At 65.3% G+C, this 22,641-nt stretch carries 24 protein-coding genes and 1 pseudogene; 13 read left to right on the top strand and 12 right to left on the bottom strand.

The window, feature by feature from the left end:
- Positions 1 to 202: 202 nt before the first annotated feature.
- Positions 203 to 1,015 carry a helix-turn-helix domain-containing protein gene (locus GQR91_RS01715; protein ID WP_249042498.1) on the bottom strand — a complete coding sequence of 271 codons (813 nt, stop codon included), beginning with the start codon at positions 1,013 to 1,015 and terminating at the stop codon, positions 203 to 205.
- Positions 1,016 to 1,477: 462 nt separating this feature from the next.
- Positions 1,478 to 2,419, bottom strand: coding sequence for a replication initiator protein A (locus GQR91_RS01710; RefSeq protein WP_211368549.1), 942 nt, complete (start codon positions 2,417 to 2,419; stop codon positions 1,478 to 1,480).
- A 364-nt stretch (positions 2,420 to 2,783) separates the two neighbouring features.
- Between GQR91_RS01710 and GQR91_RS01705 the strand changes: the two genes are divergently transcribed.
- The 9 genes from GQR91_RS01705 (at position 2,784) to GQR91_RS01665 (ending at position 9,298) form a co-directional block, all read left to right on the top strand.
- Entirely contained in the window at positions 2,784 to 3,020 is a 237-nt protein-coding gene (locus GQR91_RS01705) for a DUF6894 family protein (protein WP_164727724.1), read from the top strand.
- Between the two features lie 47 nt (positions 3,021 to 3,067).
- Positions 3,068 to 4,708 carry a M61 family metallopeptidase gene (locus tag GQR91_RS01700; protein WP_160146859.1) on the top strand — a complete coding sequence of 547 codons (1,641 nt, stop codon included), beginning with the start codon at positions 3,068 to 3,070 and terminating at the stop codon, positions 4,706 to 4,708.
- A gap of 10 nt (positions 4,709 to 4,718) precedes the next feature.
- Positions 4,719 to 4,928: a hypothetical protein gene (locus GQR91_RS01695; protein ID WP_149683375.1), complete on the top strand. Its 210-nt coding sequence runs from the start codon at positions 4,719 to 4,721 to the stop codon at positions 4,926 to 4,928.
- Between the two features lie 98 nt (positions 4,929 to 5,026).
- Positions 5,027 to 6,175, top strand: a complete 1,149-nt coding sequence (locus GQR91_RS01690) for a zinc-dependent alcohol dehydrogenase (protein ID WP_112384093.1) — start codon at positions 5,027 to 5,029, stop codon at positions 6,173 to 6,175.
- 13 nt (positions 6,176 to 6,188) lie between these two features.
- On the top strand, positions 6,189 to 6,779 hold the full coding sequence (locus GQR91_RS01685; RefSeq protein WP_211368548.1) for a hypothetical protein: 591 nt from the start codon (positions 6,189 to 6,191) through the stop codon (positions 6,777 to 6,779).
- A 64-nt stretch (positions 6,780 to 6,843) separates the two neighbouring features.
- Positions 6,844 to 7,740, top strand: a complete 897-nt coding sequence (locus GQR91_RS01680) for a Gfo/Idh/MocA family protein (RefSeq protein ID WP_149683374.1) — start codon at positions 6,844 to 6,846, stop codon at positions 7,738 to 7,740.
- Between the two features lie 74 nt (positions 7,741 to 7,814).
- Entirely contained in the window at positions 7,815 to 8,321 is a 507-nt protein-coding gene (locus tag GQR91_RS01675; protein WP_149683373.1) for a GNAT family N-acetyltransferase, read from the top strand.
- A gap of 63 nt (positions 8,322 to 8,384) precedes the next feature.
- Positions 8,385 to 8,819 (top strand): antitoxin Xre/MbcA/ParS toxin-binding domain-containing protein, encoded by a 435-nt coding sequence (locus tag GQR91_RS01670; RefSeq protein ID WP_112384095.1) that lies wholly within the window; start codon positions 8,385 to 8,387, stop codon positions 8,817 to 8,819.
- Positions 8,816 to 9,298: an RES family NAD+ phosphorylase gene (locus tag GQR91_RS01665; protein ID WP_162853779.1), complete on the top strand. Its 483-nt coding sequence runs from the start codon at positions 8,816 to 8,818 to the stop codon at positions 9,296 to 9,298. The genes GQR91_RS01670 and GQR91_RS01665 overlap by 4 nt, the downstream gene beginning before the upstream one ends.
- An 18-nt stretch (positions 9,299 to 9,316) precedes the next feature.
- On the opposite strand, the gene GQR91_RS01660 is transcribed toward GQR91_RS01665, so the two are convergent.
- From GQR91_RS01660 to GQR91_RS01635, 6 genes are all read right to left on the bottom strand, one after another.
- The gene (locus GQR91_RS01660; RefSeq protein WP_149683372.1) at positions 9,317 to 10,096 is read right to left on the bottom strand and encodes a hypothetical protein; all 780 of its coding nucleotides are present in this window, start codon (positions 10,094 to 10,096) and stop codon (positions 9,317 to 9,319) included.
- Entirely contained in the window at positions 10,093 to 10,701 is a 609-nt protein-coding gene (locus tag GQR91_RS01655; protein ID WP_149683371.1) for a hypothetical protein, read from the bottom strand. Before GQR91_RS01655 ends, GQR91_RS01660 begins: the two co-directional genes overlap by 4 nt.
- A gap of 76 nt (positions 10,702 to 10,777) precedes the next feature.
- Entirely contained in the window at positions 10,778 to 11,326 is a 549-nt protein-coding gene (locus GQR91_RS01650) for a hypothetical protein (protein WP_160146858.1), read from the bottom strand.
- 189 nt (positions 11,327 to 11,515) lie between these two features.
- Positions 11,516 to 12,526: a CsgG/HfaB family protein gene (locus GQR91_RS01645; RefSeq protein ID WP_149683369.1), complete on the bottom strand. Its 1,011-nt coding sequence runs from the start codon at positions 12,524 to 12,526 to the stop codon at positions 11,516 to 11,518.
- A gap of 1 nt (position 12,527) precedes the next feature.
- On the bottom strand, positions 12,528 to 12,914 hold the full coding sequence (locus GQR91_RS01640) for a curli assembly protein CsgF (protein WP_174236669.1): 387 nt from the start codon (positions 12,912 to 12,914) through the stop codon (positions 12,528 to 12,530).
- Between the two features lie 378 nt (positions 12,915 to 13,292).
- Positions 13,293 to 14,030 (bottom strand): SDR family oxidoreductase, encoded by a 738-nt coding sequence (locus GQR91_RS01635; RefSeq protein ID WP_149683368.1) that lies wholly within the window; start codon positions 14,028 to 14,030, stop codon positions 13,293 to 13,295.
- Positions 14,031 to 14,221: 191 nt separating this feature from the next.
- Here GQR91_RS01635 and GQR91_RS01630 point away from each other — a divergent pair, with 191 nt between their 5' ends.
- A complete protein-coding gene (locus GQR91_RS01630; protein WP_149683367.1) occupies positions 14,222 to 14,407 on the top strand; it encodes a hypothetical protein in 186 nt (61 codons plus the stop codon).
- 61 nt (positions 14,408 to 14,468) lie between these two features.
- Here GQR91_RS01630 and GQR91_RS01625 read toward each other — a convergent pair whose 3' ends face one another.
- Complete coding sequence (locus tag GQR91_RS01625; protein ID WP_149683366.1) at positions 14,469 to 15,530, bottom strand: hypothetical protein; 1,062 nt, start codon at positions 15,528 to 15,530, stop codon at positions 14,469 to 14,471.
- A gap of 51 nt (positions 15,531 to 15,581) precedes the next feature.
- On the opposite strand from GQR91_RS01625, the gene GQR91_RS01620 reads away from it, so the two are divergent.
- A complete protein-coding gene (locus GQR91_RS01620; protein WP_149683365.1) occupies positions 15,582 to 15,914 on the top strand; it encodes a cupin domain-containing protein in 333 nt (110 codons plus the stop codon).
- Between the two features lie 33 nt (positions 15,915 to 15,947).
- On the opposite strand, the gene GQR91_RS01615 is transcribed toward GQR91_RS01620, so the two are convergent.
- Positions 15,948 to 17,507, bottom strand: coding sequence for a cryptochrome/photolyase family protein (locus tag GQR91_RS01615; RefSeq protein ID WP_149683364.1), 1,560 nt, complete (start codon positions 17,505 to 17,507; stop codon positions 15,948 to 15,950).
- A gap of 223 nt (positions 17,508 to 17,730) precedes the next feature.
- Here GQR91_RS01615 and GQR91_RS01610 point away from each other — a divergent pair, with 223 nt between their 5' ends.
- Entirely contained in the window at positions 17,731 to 19,023 is a 1,293-nt protein-coding gene (locus GQR91_RS01610; protein ID WP_149683363.1) for a site-specific integrase, read from the top strand.
- 8 nt (positions 19,024 to 19,031) lie between these two features.
- On the opposite strand, the gene GQR91_RS01605 is transcribed toward GQR91_RS01610, so the two are convergent.
- Positions 19,032 to 21,239 carry a TonB-dependent receptor domain-containing protein gene (locus GQR91_RS01605; protein WP_235904156.1) on the bottom strand — a complete coding sequence of 736 codons (2,208 nt, stop codon included), beginning with the start codon at positions 21,237 to 21,239 and terminating at the stop codon, positions 19,032 to 19,034.
- 354 nt (positions 21,240 to 21,593) lie between these two features.
- Here GQR91_RS01605 and GQR91_RS19415 point away from each other — a divergent pair.
- Positions 21,594 to 21,905: pseudogene (locus GQR91_RS19415) on the top strand (response regulator); the annotation flags it as partial.
- Positions 21,906 to 21,996: 91 nt separating this feature from the next.
- On the opposite strand, the gene GQR91_RS01595 reads toward GQR91_RS19415, so the two are convergent.
- On the bottom strand, positions 21,997 to 22,500 hold the full coding sequence (locus GQR91_RS01595; protein WP_149683362.1) for an acyltransferase family protein: 504 nt from the start codon (positions 22,498 to 22,500) through the stop codon (positions 21,997 to 21,999).
- Positions 22,501 to 22,641 lie beyond the last annotated feature (141 nt).

Here is a 22,641-nt window from a genome sequence, read left to right as displayed (position 1 = left end):
GATTGTCGGCCCCCCGACACTTCTACACGTCATGCCCGCGAGGGGACCAGCCGTCATCTCTCGCTGCGGTCAACCGCCTGCTTCCACCGGGAAGCATCCGCGCCGGCATAGCCGGTGCATCGACCGTTCCTGTTTCGGCTTCCTTCGTTGTTCTGGTTGTCTTTTCCGCGTTCGTCGCCGTCAGGCGGATGGCGTCGGCCGGCTAGGCCGACACCGTCAGGTTCATATGAATAGACTCTGAGAGCGGTTCAGGATCCTTTTGAGACTCGCATCCCTGTCGATCGAGGGTCGCGCCCAACCGGGCCAGGACCCTGCCGAGCGGACCACTGATCGTCACTTCGGCCAGGTCACGGCATGAAAGCGTGCCGAGCATGTCACGCATCGTCTCGGCGCGCTCCGCCTGATGCTGCGCCTCGTCATCGGGCAGCGGCGCAGGCCGCATCCAGCGCGGCAGATAGGCCTCGACCGATGCCGGCATCAGCGCCCGGTACACGTTGGAGGTCTGCGCATAGCGCGCGGTGCCGCCTTCGCTGGCGACACGCTGGAAACGCCGCTGCCGCACCAGAAAGCCGATGCCCTCCAAAACGGTCAGGGCGCGCGCCACGGTCGCCCGTCCCATTCCCGTCGCTTCCGCCAGATGGTCATAGGAGGGATAGACACGGCCGCGGTTAAGGCGCGCCAGCGTCAATAGCTCTTCGAAGATGCGCACGGCTCCCGCGCTCAGCCGCACGATCCACCGTTCGCGCGCACTCAGCGTCCGCATTCCGGCCCGTGCATCCCGGCGCAGCCGGCGGGCCGCGTCCAGCGTGCGCCGCGCGACATGGAGCAGGCGATCGGTCTCGCCCTTTGCCGGCACCGCAAAGAACGCCTCCTCGAAGCTGCCCGCTTCCAGGCTGCCGCGCAGCACCGGCGCGCCGGTGCGATGCACCGCGCCCGATCGCGCAGCTTTGCGCGCGCGCATGTTACCCAGCGCCTGGAGCGAGGCCGCTCCAATCGTGATGATCGCCATCGTCATGATCCCCATGCGGGACATGCTCGGGCAAAGGAATGACGTGGCGCGAAACGCGCATCCTTGCGGGAAGGGGCAGGATCATGTATCCGGAGATCACGAGTGAGGTGATCCCGCACACGCTTGCCGGCGTGTCGATATGAACCTTGGATGCCCGGCCTTCGTGCCGGGTTTCCTTTATCCGGTCATGGTGGTCCCTTTTTCGTCCCCGGCCGCGGGGTCATACCCGCCACCACCCGACCCTGGCCTGTGCCCGGCATCATCAAACCGCCGGCTGCACACACCTGAATCGCGCAAGGGTCATCATTGCCGCCAAAGCGGTTTTACCCAAGCGCGTTGAATCGTGCTTTCACGCGGAAAACCTCAACAAAGATTCGTGCTTTCACGCGGAAAACCCCCCGTTCGAGCGCCGATCATGGTCCGTATCGGCGCCGTGCGCGCAAAATCGTCTGCTAGGAGGATGGGTCCTTACGGATTCGTGCTTTCACACGGAAAATCCGGCTCCGCGCCCTCCCCGCCGATCTCGTCCATGTCACCGCTTTCATCCGATAGCGGCCTGGGCCGCGTCCGGAAGCTGACCAGCGTGCGCACCCGCGGGCGTCCGCCGCGTGCCGAGGGCATCTTCTCCTCATCCAGCATCACGGTATATTCGGGCAGCGGCTGCTTGTCGGCGACGTCGCGCAACTGCTTCTTCAGATATTCCAGCCCGCGCTTGTCGGTCGCGCAGCCGACCCGCGTCGCCAGCGCCTCCAGATCGATGGTGAAGCCGGCTTCGTCGTCGATGCAGTTGAACTTGGCCAGTTCGTACAGGCGGCGTTCGATCGGTCCCAGCTTGAAGAAGTCCAGGTGATAGGCCGCGATCCGCCGGTCGGTCAGGATCGCGCGGTACAGCCAGTCGCACACCATCACCTCGACCCGCTTCACCCGGCGCTCGCCGGACGGCAGCTTGGTATATTTGATGTCCGCCTTCAGCAGCCACGAAAAGGCGCTGTCCGACCCCTCCCCGCCCGTCTCGATATTGGTGATGATCTGCGTGCCCTGCAGACGGTTGAGCGACGCTTTCAACGAGGTGTAGGACCGTGCCGAGGCATTGGTGCCGGTCACCCGGAACAGGTCGTTGGCGGTAAAGCTCATCACCCGCTCGACCTGTTCGCCCTGCTCCATCCGCGCGGCCATCAGGCTGGCGATGTAGAGCAGGATCTCCTTGTCGTAGATCGTCGCGACGCCCGTCTTGCTGGGATTGATCTCGATCCGCGCATCACCGCTCTCGAAGATCATCGGCGTCATCTGCGCCTTCTTGGTCAGCGCGAAGAACGGGAATTCCGCAACGGTACGCTCGCCCTGAACGTCGCCGTACAGCGGGCTGTCGAGCGGAAACAGATCGTCTTGCCGTCGTGAAATCTCGCCCATCGTCCCGCCTTCCCGTCGGGCCGGAGCATGTGGCGATCCCCGCGCCTTGTCCACATCGCCGGGCGGCGCGGGGGGGTTTTCCGCGTGAAAGCACGAATATTCGTCACCCGCCCCTGCCCCTGGGGGCGAATTGCTTGGAAAAACCCGTATTTCCGCCGCCTGGACGCCGTCACCGGCCAACGGACCTGTTTTCACGCGGAAAACGCGAGGGGCTTGGCCCTCCACGGCCGGCGATCGTCCGCCCCATTCGTGCTTTCACACGGAAAACCCCCCTTTGCTCCCACCCGGCATGGGGGCCGCCCACAATCGTGATGATCCGGATCAAGCCCGGGAACGGCGGACCTGCGCGTTCGATTATCGGTTTATGCGACTGTATCTACTGGCTTTATTTGACCAGTCGGGTCGCATCGTCGACCATCGCAGGCTGCAGGCCGCCAGCGTCTCGCTGGCGCTGGCCCATGCCAATCGCCGGCTATGCAGCCTGCTCAAACGGGCCGGACGCAGCAGGATCGACCCGCGCGGACGCATGGATGTGCTGGACGAGAACGGCATGCCCGTCGCGCGCGTCCATTGCCGCGATGTGCTGCACTCGATGTCCTGACGCGCCCGTTCCGGTCCCCCTCTCCCGCCTGTTGCCGGAGCTTTCCAGTGCACAACATCGCCCCACCCCTTCACCTGCCGCATCCGCTGCCCGATCCGCCCGGCATCCCCGAACCCATCGATCAACCCTATTGCGGGGTGCTGCACCTCGCCGTCGATGCGACGGACGTCGATCGCGGCATCTTCCGCGTGCGCGAAATCATCCCGGTCACGGGCGCCGGCGAGCTTGTGCTGCTATATCCCAAATGGCTGCCGGGCTTTCACGCCCCACAGGCGCCGATCGAGCTGTTTGCCGGGTTGTGCGTCCATGCCGGCGGGCGCGACCTACGCTGGCGGCGTCATCCGGTGACCGTCAATGCCTTTGCCATCGACGTGCCGGACGGCGTCGACGCGATCGAGGCGGAGTTCCAGTTCCTGTCGCCCACCGATCCGGCGCAAGGGCGCGTGCTGTGTACCCCCGACATGCTCTGCCTGCCCTGGAACACCAGCGTCCTGTATCCGGCGGGCCATTATGCGCGCGGCATCATGGTCGATGCCAGCCTGACGATACCGCCCGGCTGGCAGGCGGCATGTGCCCTGGCCGTGCTGGACCATGCCGATGGCACGATCCGGTTCGAGCGCACCGCGCTCGACACGCTGGTGGACTCGCCCGTGCTGGCCGGACGCCATGTCCGCCGCGAGGCGCTCGACGATCAGGTCAGCCTGACCATCGTCGCGGACGAGCCGCATCTGCTCGGCGCGACGCCCGAACAGATCGACGCCCACCGCGCGGTGGTTGAACAGGCCGACCGGCTGTTCCGCTCGCGCCCCTTCGACCGGTTCGAGATGCTTCTGGCGCTCAGCGAAACGCTGACGAGCGTGGGCATCGAACATCATCGCTCGTTCGAGGCGGTCAGCATCCCCGGCTATTTCCGCGACTGGTCGGACAACGCCGCACGGCGCGACACCGTGTCGCACGAATATGTGCATAGCTGGAACGGCAAGCATCGGCGCGGTGCGGACTCCTGGACGCCCTGTTTCGAGAAACCGATCCGCAACAGCCTGATGTGGGTCTATGAGGGGCAGACCCAATATTGGACGCATATTCTGTCCGCCCGCTCCGGCCTGTGGTCTGCGGAGCAGGCGCTGGGCGCACTCGCCTTTACCGCCGCGCGCTACGATGTCCGCGCCGGCAGTCGCTGGCGTCCCACCATCGACACGACCCGCGATCCCATCATCGCCGCCCGCGCTCCCCTTCCCTGGACGAGCTGGCAGCGCAGCGAGGATTATTACGCCGAAGGGGCGCTCATCTGGCTCGATGTCGACACGCGGTTGCGCGAACTGTCCGGGGACACCCGCTCGCTGGACGATTTCGTCCGCATCTTCTTTGCCGCCGCGCCGGGGGACTGGTCGACCTATACCTATGAATTCGACGAGGTGGTCGACACGCTGAACGGCATCGCGCCGTTCGACTGGCAGGGCGTCTTTGCCGCACAACTGATCGAAACCCACGAGCATGCGCCGCTCGCCGGGCTGGAGCGGGGCGGCTACCGGCTGGTCTATCGCGATTACCCCAGCGCCTATCAGACGTCGTTCGAAGGGGTGTTCGGCCAGATCGACCTGACCCATTCGATCGGCCTCGCCGTCACGCCGGAGGGCAAGATCGCCGACGTGCTTTGCCTATCAGGCCGCCCTCACGCTGGGCACTAGGGTCGAGGCGGTGAATGGCCGTCGCTTCACACCCGACCGGCTTCGCCAGGCGGTACGGGCATGTGCGGCGGGCGGCGGGATCGAACTTGCCGTGTCGCATGGCACGCGGCACCGCAAGGTGCAGGTCGGGGTGCCCGCAGGCCTGCGCTATCCGCATCTCGAAGCGATTGCCGGCGCGCCGCCCCGGATCGATGCGATCCTGCAACCTCTTCCACGGTAAAACCTTGCTAACACACGATAAACAAAGGAACTTCACCCTTCCCTTACGCTTCATCCCCTGACGCGGCGACACCGCCGGACTATGCAAGGGAGCAGCGCATGCTGGCGATGAACTACCGCGGGCCATACCGCGTCAGGGCCGATGAGAAGCCGATGCCGACTATCCTCCATCCCGAGGATGCGATCGTCCGGGTGACGCGGTCATGCATCTGCGGATCGGACCTGCACCTATATCACGGCATGGTGCCCGACACGCGCGTCGGCATGACCTTTGGCCATGAATTCTGCGGCATCGTCGAACAGGTCGGCCCCGCGGTGCAAAATCTGAAGGTCGGCGATCATGTGCTGGTGCCGTTCAACATCGCCTGCGGCAAATGCCATTTCTGCCAGCAGGGGCTGTTCGGCAACTGTCACGAATCCAATGCGCAGGCGACCGCGGTCGGTGGCATCTTCGGCTATTCCCACACGGCGGGCGGCTATGACGGCGGGCAGGCGCAATATGTGCGCGTGCCTTATGCCGATGTCGGCCCCATGGTGATCCCCGACTGGATGGACCCCGACGATGCGGTATTGATGACCGATGTCGTGCCGACCGGATATCAGGCGGCGGAGATGGGCGGCATCCGCCCCGGCGATACGGTGGTCGTGTTCGGTGCCGGGCCCGTCGGGCTGATGGCGGCGCGCTCCGCCTGGCTGTTCGGCGCCGGCCGGGTGATCGTGATCGATCATATCGAATACCGGCTGGATTTCGCCCGGCAATTCTGTCCCGCCGAGGTCTATAACTTCCGCGAGATCGACGATGTCGTCGTGTTCCTGAAGAAGCAGACGGACTCGCTGGGCGCGGATGTGTGCATTGATGCGGTGGGCGGCGACGCTGCGGGCAACGCGCTGCAATATCTGATCGGCACCAAGCTGAAGCTGGAGGCGGGCAACGCCATCGCGCTCCACTGGGCGATCAATTCGGTGAAGAAGGGCGGGATCGTCTCGATCGTCGGCGTGTACGGGCCGACCGGCAACATCGTGCCCATCGGCAATGTCGTGAACAAGGGCATCACCATCCGCGCCAACCAGGCGTCGGTGAAGCGCCTGCTGCCCCGCCTGATCGATCATCTGAAGGCCGGGCACATCAATCCCAAGGCGATGATCACCCACCGCGTCCCGCTGACCGACATTGCGGACGCCTATCACCTGTTCTCGGCAAAGCTCGACGGCTGCATCAAGCCCGTGCTGCTGCCTCATGGCGCATGAAGGAGCAAAGGGCATGAGCAAGTCTCTGGTCGACACCTCGACAATTCCGGGCTGGGGCGTCGATGCCGATGCCCGGAACGACCCCACCTATCCGATGCGCCATGTCGAGGATCAACAGACCCGCGGCCTCTCCTGGACGCGCCCGCCCGAGCAGCAGCCGGATGTCGAGGTGCTGCAATCGATCGAGCATAACCGCCTGCCCGCGGTGATCGGCACTTCGACACCGCCCAGCGGGGTGAGTGGCATGATCCGCCGCTATGCCTTTCGTCGCAGCGAGTCGGACTGGTGGCATTGGCTGCTGCTGATGGGCGCCGACCGGATCAACGTGGTCGAGGGCGTGGTGGAGGACCTCGGTCGCGGCATCATCCCCAACATCCCCGGCGAGATGGGCGCCCGCGCGGAATGGCAGCACAACAAGAAGGGGCTGGCGATGAAGCTGGCTGTCGGCGCCGGCCTGTCGCTCGGCCTGTTCCTCGCCCTTCGCAAGCCGCGCCGCGAAACGCCGCCCGCCCCCGTCCCGGTAAAGCCGATCACGATCGAAACCCGCGAAACCGCGCTTGGCGACAATCTGCGCAACCAGCCCGGCGAGGTGATCATCGGCTAGCGGCATTTCTTCCATGCGCCTGTCCGGGTATCGCACCGCCACGGACAGGCGCATGGACGGGCACATGCGGGTATTGATGGTCGGACTGGGCGATATCGCGCGCAAGGCTTATCTGCCGGTGCTCGCCGCGCTGCCCGATCTCGAACTGCACCTCGCCACGCGCGACGCCGGCGTGCTGGATGCCGTTGCGGCCCGCTACCGGATCGCACACGCCCATGTCGGACTGGACGCGGCACTGGCGTCGGGCACGTTCGACGTGGCCTTTGTCCATGCCGCGACGCCCGCACATCCCGGCCTCGTCACGACGCTGCTGGAGCGCGACATCCCCGTGTTTGTCGACAAGCCGCTTGCCGACAGCGCGGACGAGGCGGCACGGCTGGTCTCCCTTGCCCGGCACCGGGATGTGCTGCTCGGCGTCGGTTTCAACCGCCGCTTTGCACCCGACTATGCCGCGCTCCGCCAGACCCTGCGCAGCCTGATCCTGATGCAGAAGCACCGCCACGCACAGGCCGACACGCCCCGGCGCGTCGTGTTCGACGACTTCATCCATGTCGTCGATACCCTGCGCTTCCTCGCCCCCGCACGGCCCATGCGCGAGACGATCGAGACCGTGGTGCGCGATGGACGGCTGGAGGCGGTGACGCTGACCCTGGCGGGCGATGGCTATCACGCGATCGGCACGATGCACCGCGCCTCCGGTCTGGACGAGGAGCGGATCGACATACTCGGCGGCAACGGCAAGCGCGCCGTCGTCAACCTGGCCGAACGGATCGAACAGGACGGTACCGAGCATGTCCGCCGGCGCGGCGACTGGACGCCGGTTGCCGAACAGCGCGGCTTTTCCGCCATGTGTGCCGACTTCCTGGCCGCGGTGCGCGCGCGGCGGCCCACCGCGGCAGACGACATCATGGCCACCCACCAGCTGTGCGAAGCGATCGTGCAGCACGCCGGGGGTCGATGACGGGCCCGCTAATGCGGAACCAATCCACCCGGTGGAACGATGACCGGGCAGACCGCCCGACAAAGGACCATGCCATGACCGAACAGCCGCTCGTCACGCGGACCGGCATCCGCCTGGTGGTACGCACCGCCCGGCCGGACGATGCCTCCGCGCTTGCCGCCTTTTTCCGCGAGGTCTCGCCCGAGGATCTCCGTTTCCGCTTCCTGACCGCGGTGCGCACCGTCGGCGCGGCACAGATCGCGGCGATGGTCGCCCCCGATCATGATCGGTCAGAGGCGTATCTCGCTCGCGATACCGACAGCGATGAAGTGGTCGGCGCCGCGATGCTGGCGACCAGCGACGACGGCAGCCGCGGCGAGGTCGCGATTTCGGTGCGCGCCGACCTGAAGAACCGCGGCATCGGCTGGACCCTGCTCGATCATGTCGCCACCCGCGCCAAAGCCAAAGGCTTGCAGACGCTGGAATCGATCGAAAGCCGCGACAATCGCAGCGCGATCGAACTGGAGCGTGAGATGGGCTTCACCAGCGAGCCGGTTCCCGGCGACAGCACACTGGTCCTGCTGCGCCGGCACCTCGCCTGATCGCCAAAACTTGCACCGATCCCAGTTGAGGCATATATAAGCCTCAACTGAGAAGAGGCAGATATGGCGACCCAACCCGCATCGATCGAAGCGCTGCTCGGCGTCACCGCCGGCCTGCACGCCTCACGCCTCGCCCTGGCCTATTCGATCGAGAAGGGGTTGCCGGTTACTGCGCTGGACCGGCTCGCCGACAGCGTCGCACCCGACGATGCGCGCTTCAAGTTCCGCCTGATCCCCAAGGCGACGCTGGAGCGTCGCCGCAAATCCGCCTCCAAGCGGCTGACCAGCGAGGAGGGCGACCGGCTGGCCCGGCTGGCCAAGGTGTTCAGCTTCGCCCTGTCCATCTATGGGGAGCCGGAACGCGCCCGCGCCTTCCTGACCCGCCCGCACGCCATGCTCGACGGAAAACCCCCGCTCGACGTCGCCCTCGCCACCAGCCCCGGCGCCGACCTCGTCATCAACCTGCTCGGCCGCGCCGCCTATGGCGGCGGCGCGTGACGAAAGGCCACCGCACCGACCGCGTCCTGACCGTGTATCGCATCGGCGACCCGCACGGCGCACACCCGATCTACGACAGCGAAGGCGCGCGGCTTTATCCGGGCCGCTGGAACACGGCGCTCAGCCCGGTCATCTACACGTCCGAGCATTATTCGACCGCGATGCTGGAAAAGCTGGTCCACGCCAATGGCGTGCTGCCGCCCAACCAGCATTATATCCGCATCACCATCCCCAATGGCACCAGTTACGAAATCTTCCAGACCGCCGCCCATCCCAGCTGGGACGGCAAGGATGAAGGTCTGTGCAAGACGTTCGGTGCGGACTGGTTCACCGCCCGGCGCAGCGCGCTGTTGCTCGTTCCCTCGATCCCGGCGCGGCTGGAACGCAACATCCTGATCAATCCCGCGCATCCGGATGCGGCCGCAATCACTTATGATCTGCCGGAGCCCGTCTGGTGGGACGAACGGCTCTACGGTTAGATCTGCGGCGCAGACCGGTCAGCCCGGATTCGCTGTCATTTGATCGATCACGGCGTTCAGCAGGTCGTTTACGATGACCGGGTCCCCCGCCTTTGTATCCTCTGCTGGAATGGGATCGGAAACGGGTTGCCCCAGCACGACCGTGGCTAAGGCTTGCGTATCGATCGAGGCGGGATCGACATCGTTGCGGCCGACGCGCTGCACCTCGGCCAGGACACCGCGCTCCTGCCGAGGCGTATAGCGTTCGGCAAGCAGGCGCTCCTCGGGCGAGAGATCGGGTCGTTCAGTTGCAAAACTGTCCGCACGCGCCTCGATCACCTGCTGGCAGACAGATGATGCGGCACGTGCCTGGCTCTGCGGATCGCATCGATCTGCACCGGTGATACGCGGTACACGCACGTTGCGGCTTTCACCCGCTGCGGTCAGGCGTTCGCCGGGTTGCACCGATCGGTCACCATGCGACGCTTGCGAAGCCTGGGGCGAGTGGGACGACGATGTAGTTATCTGGGTCAGGGGCACTGCCCGATCGGCCGGCACCGATTGCATGGCTCCGTTCAGCGGCGCGGCACGCTCGCTCCGCGCGACGGTAGGAATCTGACCACGATCCTGACTGAGCTGCGGCATCGTCGTGTCCGACACATCGCGATGCACATCATGGGGCTTGTCCACGATCTGACCGCCGGGTGGCGCGGTACGATCCTGTGCGAACGTGCCGGCCGTGCCAAACAGAATGGCCGTTCCTATCGCGGCATATGACCATGCGCGACTGACACGGGATGCGGGATCGTCCCGCGTCATTGCTGCAGGATATAACCGGTTGCGCCACCGGATTGGGTAATCTGTAGATCGGGCAGGTCGTTACCCTGCTGCGCCCAAACCAGCATGTTGTTACCGCCGAGCTGCGTTGCCGTCATCGCATTGTCGTTGCCGGACTGGGTCAACACGGCCTGATTGCTGCTGCCCGTCTGGGTCAGCGTAGCGGTATTGCCTTGGCCGATCTGCGTCATCACCGCCGCATTGATGCCGCCTGTGCCGGTCTGGATAGCGGTCATCCGATTGTCGGCACCCTGCTGAACCATCGCGAGTGTCAAAATGCCCTCGCCGCTCTGGCTGCCTGATGCCATATTCCCGGTGCCCGATTGAACAACGGTAGCAATCGCGTTGGAGGTTGCCTCGGCACGGAGAAACGCGCTGTTGCGATCGCCGGACTGGCGGATGCCACTTTGGCTGCGCGCGGCATGCTGCTCCACCGACGCGGTGTTCGTGTCGCCGATCTGTGCGACAAAGGCGCTGGAACCAAGCGGCGTGGAAGACGTCACACGCTGTTGCCCATATGCCGGCATCATGGTTGCACCCATCGCCAGCATGGCACCTGCGATGATGCCCCATCGGGTCATCTGCATATCGGCATCCTCTTCCTGTCGACAGGCATAAAAGCAAAAAGGGGCGCCCCCGCCGCGGCGGGGGCGCCCGATCTTATCAGTGCTGGGTCACGTTCGCGGTGTTGGCCAGGCCATCCTGAACAACGACCGAGACGTTGTTGTAGCCGTCCTGGTACACATTGGCGTAGTTTTCGTCGAAGGTCTGCGTGATAACCGAAGCGTTGCCCCAGTCGCCGCTGGCGACGATCGCTTCGTTGCCCTTGCCGTCCTGCATGATCAGCGACGAGGAGTCGCCCGACGCAGGCGAGAAGGTCACGTTGGCATAGTTGCCTTCGCCCGACTGGCTGGTGATGCTCGTGCCGTTATAGCCCGACATGCGGGTCTGGCTGTCGTTGCGGCCCGACACGAAGTCGGTCTTCTGCTGCAGCACGAGCGACTGGTTGTTGCCGCCGCTCATCTCGACCAGCGCGGTGTCGTTGCTGCTCGCCTGGAAGATCTGCGAAACGTTGGTGTCGTCATTCTGGAGAACGGTTGCAGCGTTCTCGTTACCGATCTGCTGAACATAGGACTGGTTGCTGACGGTCTGCGCGAGAGCCGGGGTAGCGAAAGCGAGAACCGAAGCCGAAGCGAGGACGAGAATCTTCATGGTTGTCATTCCTTAAAATTTGAGGTGATAACCATGGCGCCGTGCCGGTTGGCGCCGGCCTGGCGACATGATCGTTGTTTTTCCACGGCAACGTTCCTTCACGGCGGGGTTACCGCCCCGTCGTGAAGACCCCCGGTTATTGTTCGTATGCCGCGGGGGTACGGCCATCAGGGTCGTTCGGCGGTCCGCTTAAAGCGCGCCTCCCGATCCGGATGATTCCTTGGGCGACCCGTCCTTGCGGTCGGATGCGGACTGGTCCTTCAACCGGTCCCGCGTCGCCAGGATCTTGAGCGGCGGAGCGGCATCGGCCGCCTTCATCGCCGTCTGAACCTGCTCGGGGGCAAATTGTCCGTCGCGCTCGATCTTGTAATCGCGCAGCAACGCCGTTCCCGCCGCAGGATCCTTGAAATTCCAGAGCTTCAGCTCCACGCCTTCCATCACCAGGCTGTATACCGCTTTTTCGATCGCCTGGCGCAGCGCCAGCTGATCGGGCTCGTTGGTGGTGATGCCCATTTCGGCCTGAAGCAGCTCCTTGAATGCCACGTAACGGAACGTGCTGGCATTCAGGGAGCGCGAAGCGATCGTCTTCGACGTCGTGACCGAGGTCAGCACTTCGCCGGTACGAACGGATACCGCCCGCAGATAAACGGTGACCGTGTCCTGACGATACTGGGTATGTGCGCCCAGCCCCAGGAAAGCTGCGCCCGCGCCCCCGGTGACGGTGTTGGTGTCATACCCGATCACGCCGCCTTCCAGCAGCACCCCGGCGAACAGCAGCGCTGGAAGCGCCTGCGGGTTAACCGCCGTTTCGCCCAGATAACGCTCGCGCATCTCGCGGATTACCTGTCGCTCGTTCAGCAGGTTCTTGAACTGCTCCCGCTCGACAACGGTGAACCACTGACGGTTGCCCGCATCCTGCAACGCCTTCATCAGGATTGATCCGGCGCCTTGCGTCACGGCACGCGACAGCGTCTGGCCCGTCTCGCTCGGCTTGAACTGACCCGTCTGGTCGCCGAACCCATATACCGCGACCGCGACCTGGCGCGCCGGCACCGGCAGCTTGTTGAGGCTCAACTCGGTCGGCGTCTTGGCCGGTACATAGGCCTGAGGATTATATCGGGCCGGGCCCACATCATAGGCGGCACATCCTGACAGACTTGCGGTCAGGCCGGTCGCCATCAGAAGAAGAGAAGCACGCATCTCAGCTCGCCCTCACCAGCGTGGGGATGGAGATCACGGTTTCCTTGCCGCTGGCTTGATCGGTGATGCGAAGCGTCACGCTGTCCAGGCCGCGATCAAACTGGATCACCTGTCCGCCGAACTGAATCGTTCCGCTTTGCTGCGGATCGTCACCAAATATCGCATCAACGACCTGCGAAGACAATGATGACAAAAGCCGGGACTGAAGCTGCTGGGCAAATATCTCTGCTTGGGTTTGATTCGAACTATCGTTGGGATCAGTATATTTATTCTGTGCGTTGGCCTCACCAAGCAGGTGATTAGAATTGAAAGGATTACCGCCAAATCTCGGATTGATTGGCTGATAAGAAAGATCCTGCGCTGACGCGCATATCGGCATCAGCATCATGCAGGTGCATATTGCAGCACTGGCTGTTTTCATACTGATTACAGGAGCTTTGCTCCCACCCCCCCGGATTGCCATCTTTCGTGATGACCGATTTCTAAGCGAATCACCTTTTCTCGTGAACCGCCAATCACGCTACCCTTCTGGCCCATTGTTCCATTTTAGATCAGATATTAAGTGTATTTAATTACAAGTTCATCACACCTTAGTTGCCCCGTATAAAACAGGATCAATCCCTTTGGTGCTAAGTGCCTACTAGGCAACATTAATAATTTACATTGCGTAAGACAGCCATGCATCTTCGCACTTTTGGTGATCGATCATGTTTTTCTGATTCTTGCTGTTTTCAAGCAGGTCTTGGTTAATCCAGACGCTGCAACATCAGAAATGCGCGGTATACCCGCCATCCACGGCCAGCACCTGTCCGGTGACATAGGATGCCGCGGGCGATACCAGGAACAGCACCGGGCCGACGATCTCTTCCGGTCGCCCCCAACGGCCAAGCGCCGTGCGCGTCGCCAGATGCGCGGCGATTGCCGGATCGGCACACATCGCGGCATTGGCCTCGGTCGCGAAGAAGCCGGGTGCAACCGCGTTCACGGTGATGCCGAGCGGCCCCAGTTCTGCGGCCAGGGCGCGGGTCAAGGCATCCAGCCCGCCCTTGCTTGCCGTATAGGCCGCATCGCCCCCGCGCGCGATCTGTCCGGCGATCGAGGTCACGTTGATGATACGCCCCCCCGCCCCCATGCGCGGCGCGAGCAGCCGTGCCAGGTCGAAGGGCGCAACCAGGTTCACCTCCAGCATCTGGCGCAGCGCCTCCCGGTCCAGTGCGCCCAGCGGCCGGCGATCGCGCCGCCCGGCATTGTTCACGACGATATCGATACGCGGCCAGGGCTTCAGCGCTTCGACCACCGCCGCCCCGTCCATCAGGTCGACCACCAGCGGCCAGGCCACCCCGCCTGCCGCCCCGATCGCTTCTGTCACCTCTTCCAGCGCCGCGGCGCGGCGCCCCTGCACGATCACCGCCGCGCCCCCGGCCGCCAGCCCCTGCGCGATCTCCCGCCCCAGCCCCCCGCCGGCCCCGGTCACCAACGCAACCCGCGCACCCTGTGTCGACATATCGGCTCCAACCCGCCTGATGATCCCGCCGCTATGCGGGTCAGCGTCCGTCTTTGCCAGTGGCTTGGACGCATGTATGCGCCTCGACGTGTCGACAATCAGGCTTGGTTATTCCTGCCCCAAGCCCCAAGTCGCCGAACCCGATCCCTTTCCAAAGCGTTTGACGCAACACGCATCAGGAAAGGCCGACCATGTCCAATCTCGATCAGGCAATAGAGCGACTGCAGAGCTTTCGCGCCCGCCATGCGGCCGGGCAGTCGATCGACAGCGGCCTGACTGCCGACGACATCGACACTATCCTTGAGCAGCTGCGTCGCCCCACCGATCTCGAACCGGGCGGGTCGCTGGGCGCAGACGATCTTGGCAATCTGGCCTGACGATCCGGCGGGATGGCCGACACTCCGACACTCTGACATGTCGACAGCACGACGTCGGGAGTTATGCCGGGTGCGGCCCCTCGTTCAGGCGATCGATCGCCGCCAGATCGCGATCGATCGCCTCGACCGCATGCGCCAGCGACGAAGCATCCGTTGGTGCGGCCGGCCCGGGCTCCGGTAAGGCGTAATCGATGACCCCGCCGGGCTGCAGCGTCGCCAGTCCGGCCCCGGCCAGCGCACGCATCTGCATGTCCGCTCCACCGCGCGAAAGCGTCAGCGCGCGCCCGAGTTGCCGGCGGGTGAGCATCTGCAATGCCGCAACCACGCCCCAGGCATCACGCGCGCGCGCATTGCGCGACAGATGCGCCAGCGCCGCCCCCCCGCGCGCCAGTTCGTCGTTCAGCATCAGCAGGCGTCGATAGGTCCGCTCGCCGGCCGAAACGGCATCCGTCATCAGTTGACCGGCAACCGCATCCGCGTCGGCAAGTCCATGAAACAGCGCGCGGCTGACGATGCCGATGGGGGGCGGCGCGCGCTCGGTCACCCTGGGGTCGGCCAGCATCGCGAGGTTCAGCGCCCAGGCGGCGCCGGGCGAAGGGGCCGCCACCCGGTGCCGTACCGGAGCACCGACCAGAGGCCGAACCAGACCACCATCCTCCGCTTCCAGAAAGTCCGGCACGACGCGCAACCGGTCGACCGCACCCGCAACCGTGGTGAGCATCATGCCACTGTCCGGCCCCAGCGCGGCGGTCACCGGCCCCGCGACTGGCACCGCCAGCGCGTCGCCCGCCACCTCCAGCAAGGCCAGATCGGCCGTGCCGAACCGGATTTCGGCATCCACCATCCGCGCCATCCACGCCGCAGCCTCGCGCAGCACCGGGGCGGCATGATCCGCCAGCCAGAGCAGCACGGCATCCCGCCGCGGATCCTCGGTGAACAGGATATGGGTCGAGCTCGCCTCGTGCGCGGGCCCGACATGGCCCGGCCCGGCATCGCGCCGAACGATGTCCCAGACATCCCGGATCAGCGCCAACGCTGTGAAGCGGCGCAGATCGGCCGAGGCGAAGCGCCAGCCGGCATCGATCCGGCCCAGCGTATGCGCGAAACGGAAAACAGGCGTCATGCCCGCGGCCTATATCAGCGGATGCGACGCCGTGGCAGAACCCGCCGCACGATGACCGACGCCCCACCGCTCCCCAACCTGTTCGCCGATATCCCGGCACCCACCGGGCATGAGGAATTTCGCGAGATCCTGTGCCGCCCCGGCTGCCGGATCGAGCGTATCGTCTCGCAGGGGCAGGTCACGCCGGCCGATGCGCCCTATGTCCAGGATCATGACGAATGGGTGCTGCTGCTGGCGGGAAAGGCAGTGGTCGCGCTCGCCGATCGCGCGGTCGTGCTGGCACCGGGCGATCACCTGATGATCCCGGCCGGTGCGGTCCACCGCGTGACCTTCACCGACCCGGCCGCCCCGACCATCTGGCTGGCGGTACATTTCGATCGATGATCATCGCTGTCGACACGTCGACGTGCCGACATGTCATGTCGGGGCCTTGCTCCATCCCTGGTCGGCGGGTGCCAGCCCGTCCAGAAAGGTCGCCGCGCTGTCGCGACAGGCGGTTCGCTGTGCCGCATCGAACCGGTCCCAGGTGGCGTACATGCCGCGCATCCGTGGATTGCCGCGCAGGCGCCGCTCATGGCGGGCCAGGAAATCCCAATATAGCGCGTTGAACGGGCAGGCGTCCGGTCCGGTCTTGGCCTTCACGTCATACCGGCATCGCCCGCAATAATCCGACATGCGGTCGATATAGGCGCCGGTCGAGGCATAGGGTTTGGACGCGATGATCCCGCCATCGGCGAACTGGCTCATGCCGATGACGTTGGGCAGCTCGACCCATTCATAGGCGTCGAAATAGACGACCAGGAACCAGTCCGAGATCGCCTGCGGCGCCACCCCGGCCAGCATCGCGAAGTTGCCGAGTATCATCAGCCGCTGGATATGATGGGCATAGGCCTCGCGCCGGGTCTGCCCCACCGCTTCGGACAGGCAGCGCATGTCGGTGTCGCCGGTCCAGTAGAATTGGGGCAGCGGCCGCGTCGCCCCCAGCGCGTTGCGCGCAGCAAATTTGGGCATGTCCCACCAGTACATGCCGCGCATATATTCGCGCCAGCCGATGATCTGGCGGACGAAGCCCTCCACCGCGTTGATCGGCGCCGCTCCCTTCTCATAGGCGGCGACCGCCGCCTCGCACACTTCCAGAGGGCCCAGCAGCCCCAGGTTCAGGCACAGCGACAGGCTGCTATGGTACAGATAATCCTGCCCCGCGATCATCGCGTCCTGATAGCGGCCGAAATCGGGGAGCGCGGCCGCGATGAAATGGTCCAGCGCCGCCAGCGCCTGTTCGCGGGTGACCGGCAGGCCGAACGGCTCCAGATCGCCGAAATGCCCACCGAACCGGTCCGCGACCAGCGCCAGCACGCCTTGCGTGATCGCATCCGGCGCGAAGCGCTCCGGCGCAGGATAGTTCAGCCCGCGGGGCGGCGTCTCGCGATTGTCCTTGTCGAAATTCCATTGCCCGCCGACCGGCTTGCCCTGCGCCGTCATCAACAATCCGGTGCGACGGCGCATGTCGCGGTAGAACCACTCCATCCGGTAATCGCGGCGCCCCCGCGCCCAGTCATAGAAGTCGGGCAGAGGGCAGACGAAGCGATCGTCCTCCATGATCTCGACGGGCAGGCCGGTGCGCGCCGCCCAGTCGTCCTGATCGCGCCGCACCCGGTATTCGCCGCCTGCCACCACCCGGATCGCTTCGGCCCCGTGCCGCTCCGCGGCGCGCGCCACCTCGCCGGCGAAGCTCTGGCTGTTCCCGCCCGCATCCAGCGTCACATAATCGACCGTCCAGCCGTCACCGCGCAGCGCCTCAGCGAAATGGCGCATCGCCGAGAAGATCAGCGCGATCTTCTTCTTGTGATGGCGCACATAGGTGGCCTCGTCCCACACCTCCATCATCAGCACGACGGCCCGCGCCCGGTCGACCCCGCGCAGGCTGGCCAGCGTCATCGACAATTGATCGCCCAGCACCGGGATAAGCAGCGTCATGCCGCCCACAACGCGCGATCATCCTGGATCGACGCGATTTCGCTGCCCCCCGGCTAATGGCAGCTGTTTAAGAACGTGCTGAGGGCACGTTCTGCGGTGCCGGCCCGCTCCCCCACCCGGCCACCCACATGGTATTCTGATGGGTGGCCGGGTGGGGGAGCGGGCCGGCACCGTCTTGAAATTCGCCCTTTCGCGAATTTTCAAACAGACTTTAAAAGGCGCCATGCGTTTCGAGTTGAAGGAAGGCCGCGCCCAGGCAAAGGCACCCCCGGTGCCCGCGGGCGAGATCATCGTCCACCGCACCGATGGCGAGGCGCTGCCGATGCGCGGTCGCCGCACCCGGCCGGAGCCGGTCGACGCCCGGCTCGCCCGCGTGCTGGGCGCACTCGTGCCACCCGGTGCCGCACCGGTCAGCGCGATCGGCTTCGACGCGCAACTGACCGCCATGGCGGAGGCGAGCAAGGCTGCGCTCGCCGCGGACCTGACCTGCTATGGCGCATGGTGCGCGGACGATGGCTGTTCGCCCTTTCCCGCCGATCCGGAGGCGCTGGTGCGCTATCTGCGCCATCTCGACACAAACGGCTCCAGCCCCGCGACGCTGGCGCGCCGGCTCGCCAGTCTCGCGACCGCGCACCGGTTGATGGGACTGGCCGACCATGCCGAGCTGCCGACGCGTCACGCCATGGTGCGTGCCGCGTTGAAGGGGGTGCGACGTCGAAAAGGCGCCGCACCGCGCCAGGCCGCGCCGCTGCGCTTCGGGGCCGCGCTCGATCCGCATGCCGGCAAGGGGGTCACGCTCAGCGCGATGCTGACGGCGTGCGGCACCGATCTTCAGGGCCTGCGCGACGCCGCCCTGCTCTCGCTCGGCTATGATGCGGGCCTGCGCGTTAGCGAGCTCGTCGCGGTCGAGGAGCGCCATATCGATCCCCAGCCTGACGGCACCGCGACACTGTTCATCCCCTCGTCCAAGACCGATCAGGAGGGTCAGGGCGCCTGGGCGTGGCTGTCCGCCGACACCATGCGCCGCGTCGGCCTCTGGCTGCAGGCCGGCGGGATCACGAGCGGCCCGATGTTCCGGCGGGTCGGCGTCGACCGGCGCCGCGCCCGCGCCGAGGCCGCACCGCTCGCCTATGCCGCGATCCCCGGCCACACCCGCCAGTGGCGCGAAAAACTCGCCGGCCAGCCGGCCCAGTCCGCACGCATCACCTACACCGTCGGTACCACCGCGCTCAGCCGGCAGGGCGTCTGCCTGATCTATCGCCGGGTCGCGCTTGCCGCCTGGGATGCCGGTCTGGTCGATCTGCCCGCGTCCGACATTGCGGAGGCGGTGCGCGGGCTATCCACCCACTCGCTGCGCGTGGGGCTGACGCAGGATCTGTTCGCGGCCGGCGAGGACGGCGTCGGCATCGCCCAGGCGCTGCGCTGGACCTCGCCGGCCACCGCGCTGCGCTACGGCCGCAAGCTGGCCGTGCGCAGCAACGTCGCCGCCCGCGTCCTGTCACGGGTCCGGGGATAGAAAGACGGTCAGAAGTCGACGTTCACCGAGACATATACCCGACGCGGCTCCTGGTTGTTCGCATATTGCTGCGCATACACCGTGGCGCCGCGCTCGGTGTACGGCAGGTAGCGCACGAAGTTGCGGTCGAAGACATTGTACAGCACCGCGTTCAGCGTGATGTTCTGCGCCAGTGCCCAGTTCGCGCCCAGATGAAACACCTCGAACCCGTCGAAATCCCCCAGCGCCGCCTGCGCCGTGTTGGCGCCCCGGTAGCGGCTCGACTGGATCTGGCCGCGTGCCCATAGCGACAGGTCGTCCAGCGCCTTCCACCGCACCTGCGTGTTGAACATGTGGCGGGGCGTACCGATCAGCGGCTGGCCCTGCTCGCTGCCCGATCGCTGCACGCTGTCGGTCAGCGTATGGTTCGCGGTCAGGGTGAGGCGCGGCGAGAAGACGAAGCGCAGCGCGGTCTCGATGCCGCGCGTCCGAGCCTGATCGACGTTGATCTGCTGGCCGAACAGGTCGACGTTCGGGAAATTGCCGACATCGATGCAGCCCGGCCGGTCGCGCGCCAGCCGGAACGCACAGTTGGGGATACCGGGGCCCGCCGCGATCTTGTTGTCGAAATCATTGTTGAAGACGGTGACGTTGCCCGAAATGCCGGTGAACGTGTCGAAATACACGCCCAGTTCGCTCGATGTCGTCGTCTCCGGTCCCAGGTTCGGGCTGCCGATCTGCGGGATCGTGCCCTGCCCGCCGAAACCGACGATGCCCGGCGTGATCTGGTTCAATTGCGGCGTCTTGAACCCGCGCGACACGCCGCCCTTCACCGTGATCCCGCGCGTCGCGTTCCACACCGCATAGCCGCGCGGGCTGAACTTGCCGCCGAAGGTGGTGTGTTCGTCATAACGCCCGCCCGCGGTCAGCGTGAACGTTTCCGCGATCTTCCAGCTCGCCTCCAGAAAGCCCGCCCACTGGTCGAAGGCATAGTCGCGCGGCGCGACGCCGTCGGTCATCCGCGCCCACCAATATTGCCCGCCTGCGGTAAAGATCACCGGCCCGACCTCCGAAATCAGGCGGGAGTCCAGGATGGTGTTGGTCGCGCGCAGCGCACGCTCGTCACCGGGCGTGCGGCCCGGCGTGCCGGGCGGGATGGTACGGCCGAACGTCTCGGTCGCGTTGCGCGTCACCGTCGTCTCCAGCGTACCAAAGCCTGCCCGCCAATTGTGCGCGGCGCTATACTGGTCGCGCACGAAGCGCATCTCGGGGCCGTAACCGCCCTGCACCGTGCCCGTGCCCAGCTGCGAGTCCGCATTGTCGTAGCGCTGGTGCGATCGGTCATATTCCAGCCACAGGTCGTGGTTCGACGCCGGCGTCACCGACAGGCGCCCGCCAAGGGTGTAGATGTCCGCCTCGACCGGGCTCGGCCCCCGCGCGCTCACCTCCACCGGATTGCCGTTCACGTCGGTATAGTTCAGCGAGGAGGCATCGCGCCGCAGATAGCTGCCGCGTACCGACAGGCCGATCAGGTCGCGGACCAGCGGCCCCTGTGCAAAGGCGTTGCCCGAATAGGTGTTGCCGAAATCGCCATCGCCCTGGATCGTCGCGTCCGCGGTCGCGGTGCCGACCCAGCGATCCCCCACCTTACGCGTGATGACGTTGATGACGCCGCCCATCGCGTCCGATCCGTACAGCGTCGACATCGGCCCGCGCACCACCTCGATCCGCTCGATCGCCGACAGGGGCGGCAGAAAGCTGGTCGACGTCTCCCCGAACCCGTTGGGCGTCACGTTGCCCGGCGCGTTCTGGCGCCGCCCGTCGAGCAGCACCAGCGTATAGTCGCTTGGCATGCCGCGGATCGACACGTTCAGCCCGCCCGTTTTCCCCGCGGTGCCGCCTACATCGACACCTTCCACATCCACCAACGCATCGGCCAGATTGTTGAACCGCTCGGTTTCCAGCTCGTCACGCCGGATGACGCTGATGCTCGCCGGTGCATTCTCGATCTTCTGTTCGAAGCCTGCGGCGGTGACGACGATTTCACCCGACTGGCTGGACGGTCCGGTCGCGCGGATGTCGCGCTGCGCGGTGCTGGCGGGTGCCTCGCTGTCCTCGCCACTGCGCTGCGCGGTGACGGGTCCGCCTTGTGCCCCGACCTGTGCCCCGACCTGCGCCACCGCCATCGCATGACCGGACGCGGCCAGCATGATCGCCGTCACGACGAGCGTCTTCATAATCCCCCAACCCCTGATATTGCTAATTACTCGCAAGCGCGATTGGGGCGTGGGTCGTGAGGGGTCAAGTTACGAAGTGTTGCTGGGTGGTTGATCGGTGACAGGCTGCCCGGCCGGACCATGGCTTGTGGGGCCGGGCATCAGATGCGGCTCCGCCAGACGGAGATACGCCGGCGGTCCGCTACCCGACCGCCCGCCGGCTGGCGACGCCGGCAATCGATATGGCCGGTGGATCCGCCAGACCGATCAGCGCCGCGAAGGCGAAGCGACGACAAGCCATGCTGCTCGCACGGCTGGTGCGTGCACCAAAATGGCTTGCCGCGCCCCGCTCCCTGGTCAGCGTGGCAGAGGACCGACGTGCTCGGCGATCTTGGCTATAGCGTGATCGAGGCGACCGATGGTGTCGCCGGCCTCAGGATCCTGCGCTCCGATACCAGGATCGATCTGCTGGTCACCGATGTCGGCCTGCCCGGCGGGGTCAACGGACGCCAGATGGCCGATGCCGGCCACGCGGTATGCCCCGACCTGCGGACGCTGTTCATCACCGGCTACGCGGAAACCGCCGTCATCTGCAACGGCCAGTTAGAGCCCGGTATGCAGATCCTGACCAAGCCATTTGCCGTCGATGCGTTGGCCGCACGCATTCGCGAGTTGATGAAGGATTGAGATGCGGGCGGGCGGCGCCTGTCCGGCGCCGTGTCGACATCATGACGGAACATCCTCGCAAGCATTGCACGACACAAGAAGGACTCGATCGTCAGGACACTGCCTTCACGGCTCCGTCGCAGGTATGGTCGTTGCCCGTGTCGATACGATCGACCTGATTGATCATCGGCCGGCGACAGGTATTTCGCTCGACCGCCATTGCCACGCAATGTTTCAACCTCTGCACGGCGACACCTTCGATACAGGGCGCCACGATCAAAGCTGCTGCCACGGGCAAGGTCAGGATCGCGAGAAACATCGACACATCCTCTCCGGCACGCAGACCGGCATGATGCATGACGATGATGATCGGCCAATGTATCAGATACAGGCTGAAGGATGATCCGGCGAATATCCTGGCCGCATGACGCACTGCTTCAGGCACCCGAAGGTCGTTCGGTAAAAGCACTCTACCGAAAATGAACATACACGATATCAGGAATGCGAGCAGCGCGTCGGTGAAGGCATAGGAAGAGAATCTCCATGCTTCCACATCAACGCTTATCCCGCGCAGCGTGCCATAGAATCGACAATGCACTTTAACGGCACGGAACAATATAATCAATTTTACAAGGGTCCAGCGACATAAGCGGCGTCTATACCATTACAGTAAAGACTTTGCTGCCTGTCAAACACCGGCCATACCGGTTGAAGTCGCTGCCATCGGCCCAGCCCGCGTCACGTCGCACCAGAAGCA

It is taken from the genome of Sphingomonas carotinifaciens, from assembly GCF_009789535.1.
Lineage (GTDB): Bacteria > Pseudomonadota > Alphaproteobacteria > Sphingomonadales > Sphingomonadaceae > Sphingomonas > Sphingomonas carotinifaciens.
Note: the sequence above shows the minus strand (reverse complement) of the source record. Positions and strands in the feature narration are given on the sequence as shown.

Bases quoted from the DNA above. Each gene is read 5' to 3' on its own strand.
- GQR91_RS01715 (WP_249042498.1), bottom strand. From the start codon at position 1,015: ATGACGATGGCGATCATCACGATTGGAGCGGCCTCGCTCCAGGCGCTG.
- GQR91_RS01710 (WP_211368549.1), bottom strand. From the start codon at position 2,419: ATGGGCGAGATTTCACGACGGCAAGACGATCTGTTTCCGCTCGACAGC.
- GQR91_RS01705 (WP_164727724.1), top strand. From the start codon at position 2,784: ATGCGACTGTATCTACTGGCTTTATTTGACCAGTCGGGTCGCATCGTC.
- GQR91_RS01690 (WP_112384093.1), top strand. From the start codon at position 5,027: ATGCTGGCGATGAACTACCGCGGGCCATACCGCGTCAGGGCCGATGAG.
- GQR91_RS01685 (WP_211368548.1), top strand. From the start codon at position 6,189: ATGAGCAAGTCTCTGGTCGACACCTCGACAATTCCGGGCTGGGGCGTC.
- GQR91_RS01680 (WP_149683374.1), top strand. From the start codon at position 6,844: ATGCGGGTATTGATGGTCGGACTGGGCGATATCGCGCGCAAGGCTTAT.
- GQR91_RS01675 (WP_149683373.1), top strand. From the start codon at position 7,815: ATGACCGAACAGCCGCTCGTCACGCGGACCGGCATCCGCCTGGTGGTA.
- GQR91_RS01670 (WP_112384095.1), top strand. From the start codon at position 8,385: ATGGCGACCCAACCCGCATCGATCGAAGCGCTGCTCGGCGTCACCGCC.
- GQR91_RS01660 (WP_149683372.1), bottom strand. From the start codon at position 10,096: ATGACGCGGGACGATCCCGCATCCCGTGTCAGTCGCGCATGGTCATAT.
- GQR91_RS01655 (WP_149683371.1), bottom strand. From the start codon at position 10,701: ATGCAGATGACCCGATGGGGCATCATCGCAGGTGCCATGCTGGCGATG.
- GQR91_RS01650 (WP_160146858.1), bottom strand. From the start codon at position 11,326: ATGAAGATTCTCGTCCTCGCTTCGGCTTCGGTTCTCGCTTTCGCTACC.
- GQR91_RS01645 (WP_149683369.1), bottom strand. From the start codon at position 12,526: ATGCGTGCTTCTCTTCTTCTGATGGCGACCGGCCTGACCGCAAGTCTG.
- GQR91_RS01640 (WP_174236669.1), bottom strand. From the start codon at position 12,914: ATGATGCTGATGCCGATATGCGCGTCAGCGCAGGATCTTTCTTATCAG.
- GQR91_RS01635 (WP_149683368.1), bottom strand. From the start codon at position 14,030: ATGTCGACACAGGGTGCGCGGGTTGCGTTGGTGACCGGGGCCGGCGGG.
- GQR91_RS01630 (WP_149683367.1), top strand. From the start codon at position 14,222: ATGTCCAATCTCGATCAGGCAATAGAGCGACTGCAGAGCTTTCGCGCC.
- GQR91_RS01625 (WP_149683366.1), bottom strand. From the start codon at position 15,530: ATGACGCCTGTTTTCCGTTTCGCGCATACGCTGGGCCGGATCGATGCC.
- GQR91_RS01620 (WP_149683365.1), top strand. From the start codon at position 15,582: ATGACCGACGCCCCACCGCTCCCCAACCTGTTCGCCGATATCCCGGCA.
- GQR91_RS01615 (WP_149683364.1), bottom strand. From the start codon at position 17,507: ATGACGCTGCTTATCCCGGTGCTGGGCGATCAATTGTCGATGACGCTG.
- GQR91_RS01610 (WP_149683363.1), top strand. From the start codon at position 17,731: ATGCGTTTCGAGTTGAAGGAAGGCCGCGCCCAGGCAAAGGCACCCCCG.
- GQR91_RS01605 (WP_235904156.1), bottom strand. From the start codon at position 21,239: ATGAAGACGCTCGTCGTGACGGCGATCATGCTGGCCGCGTCCGGTCAT.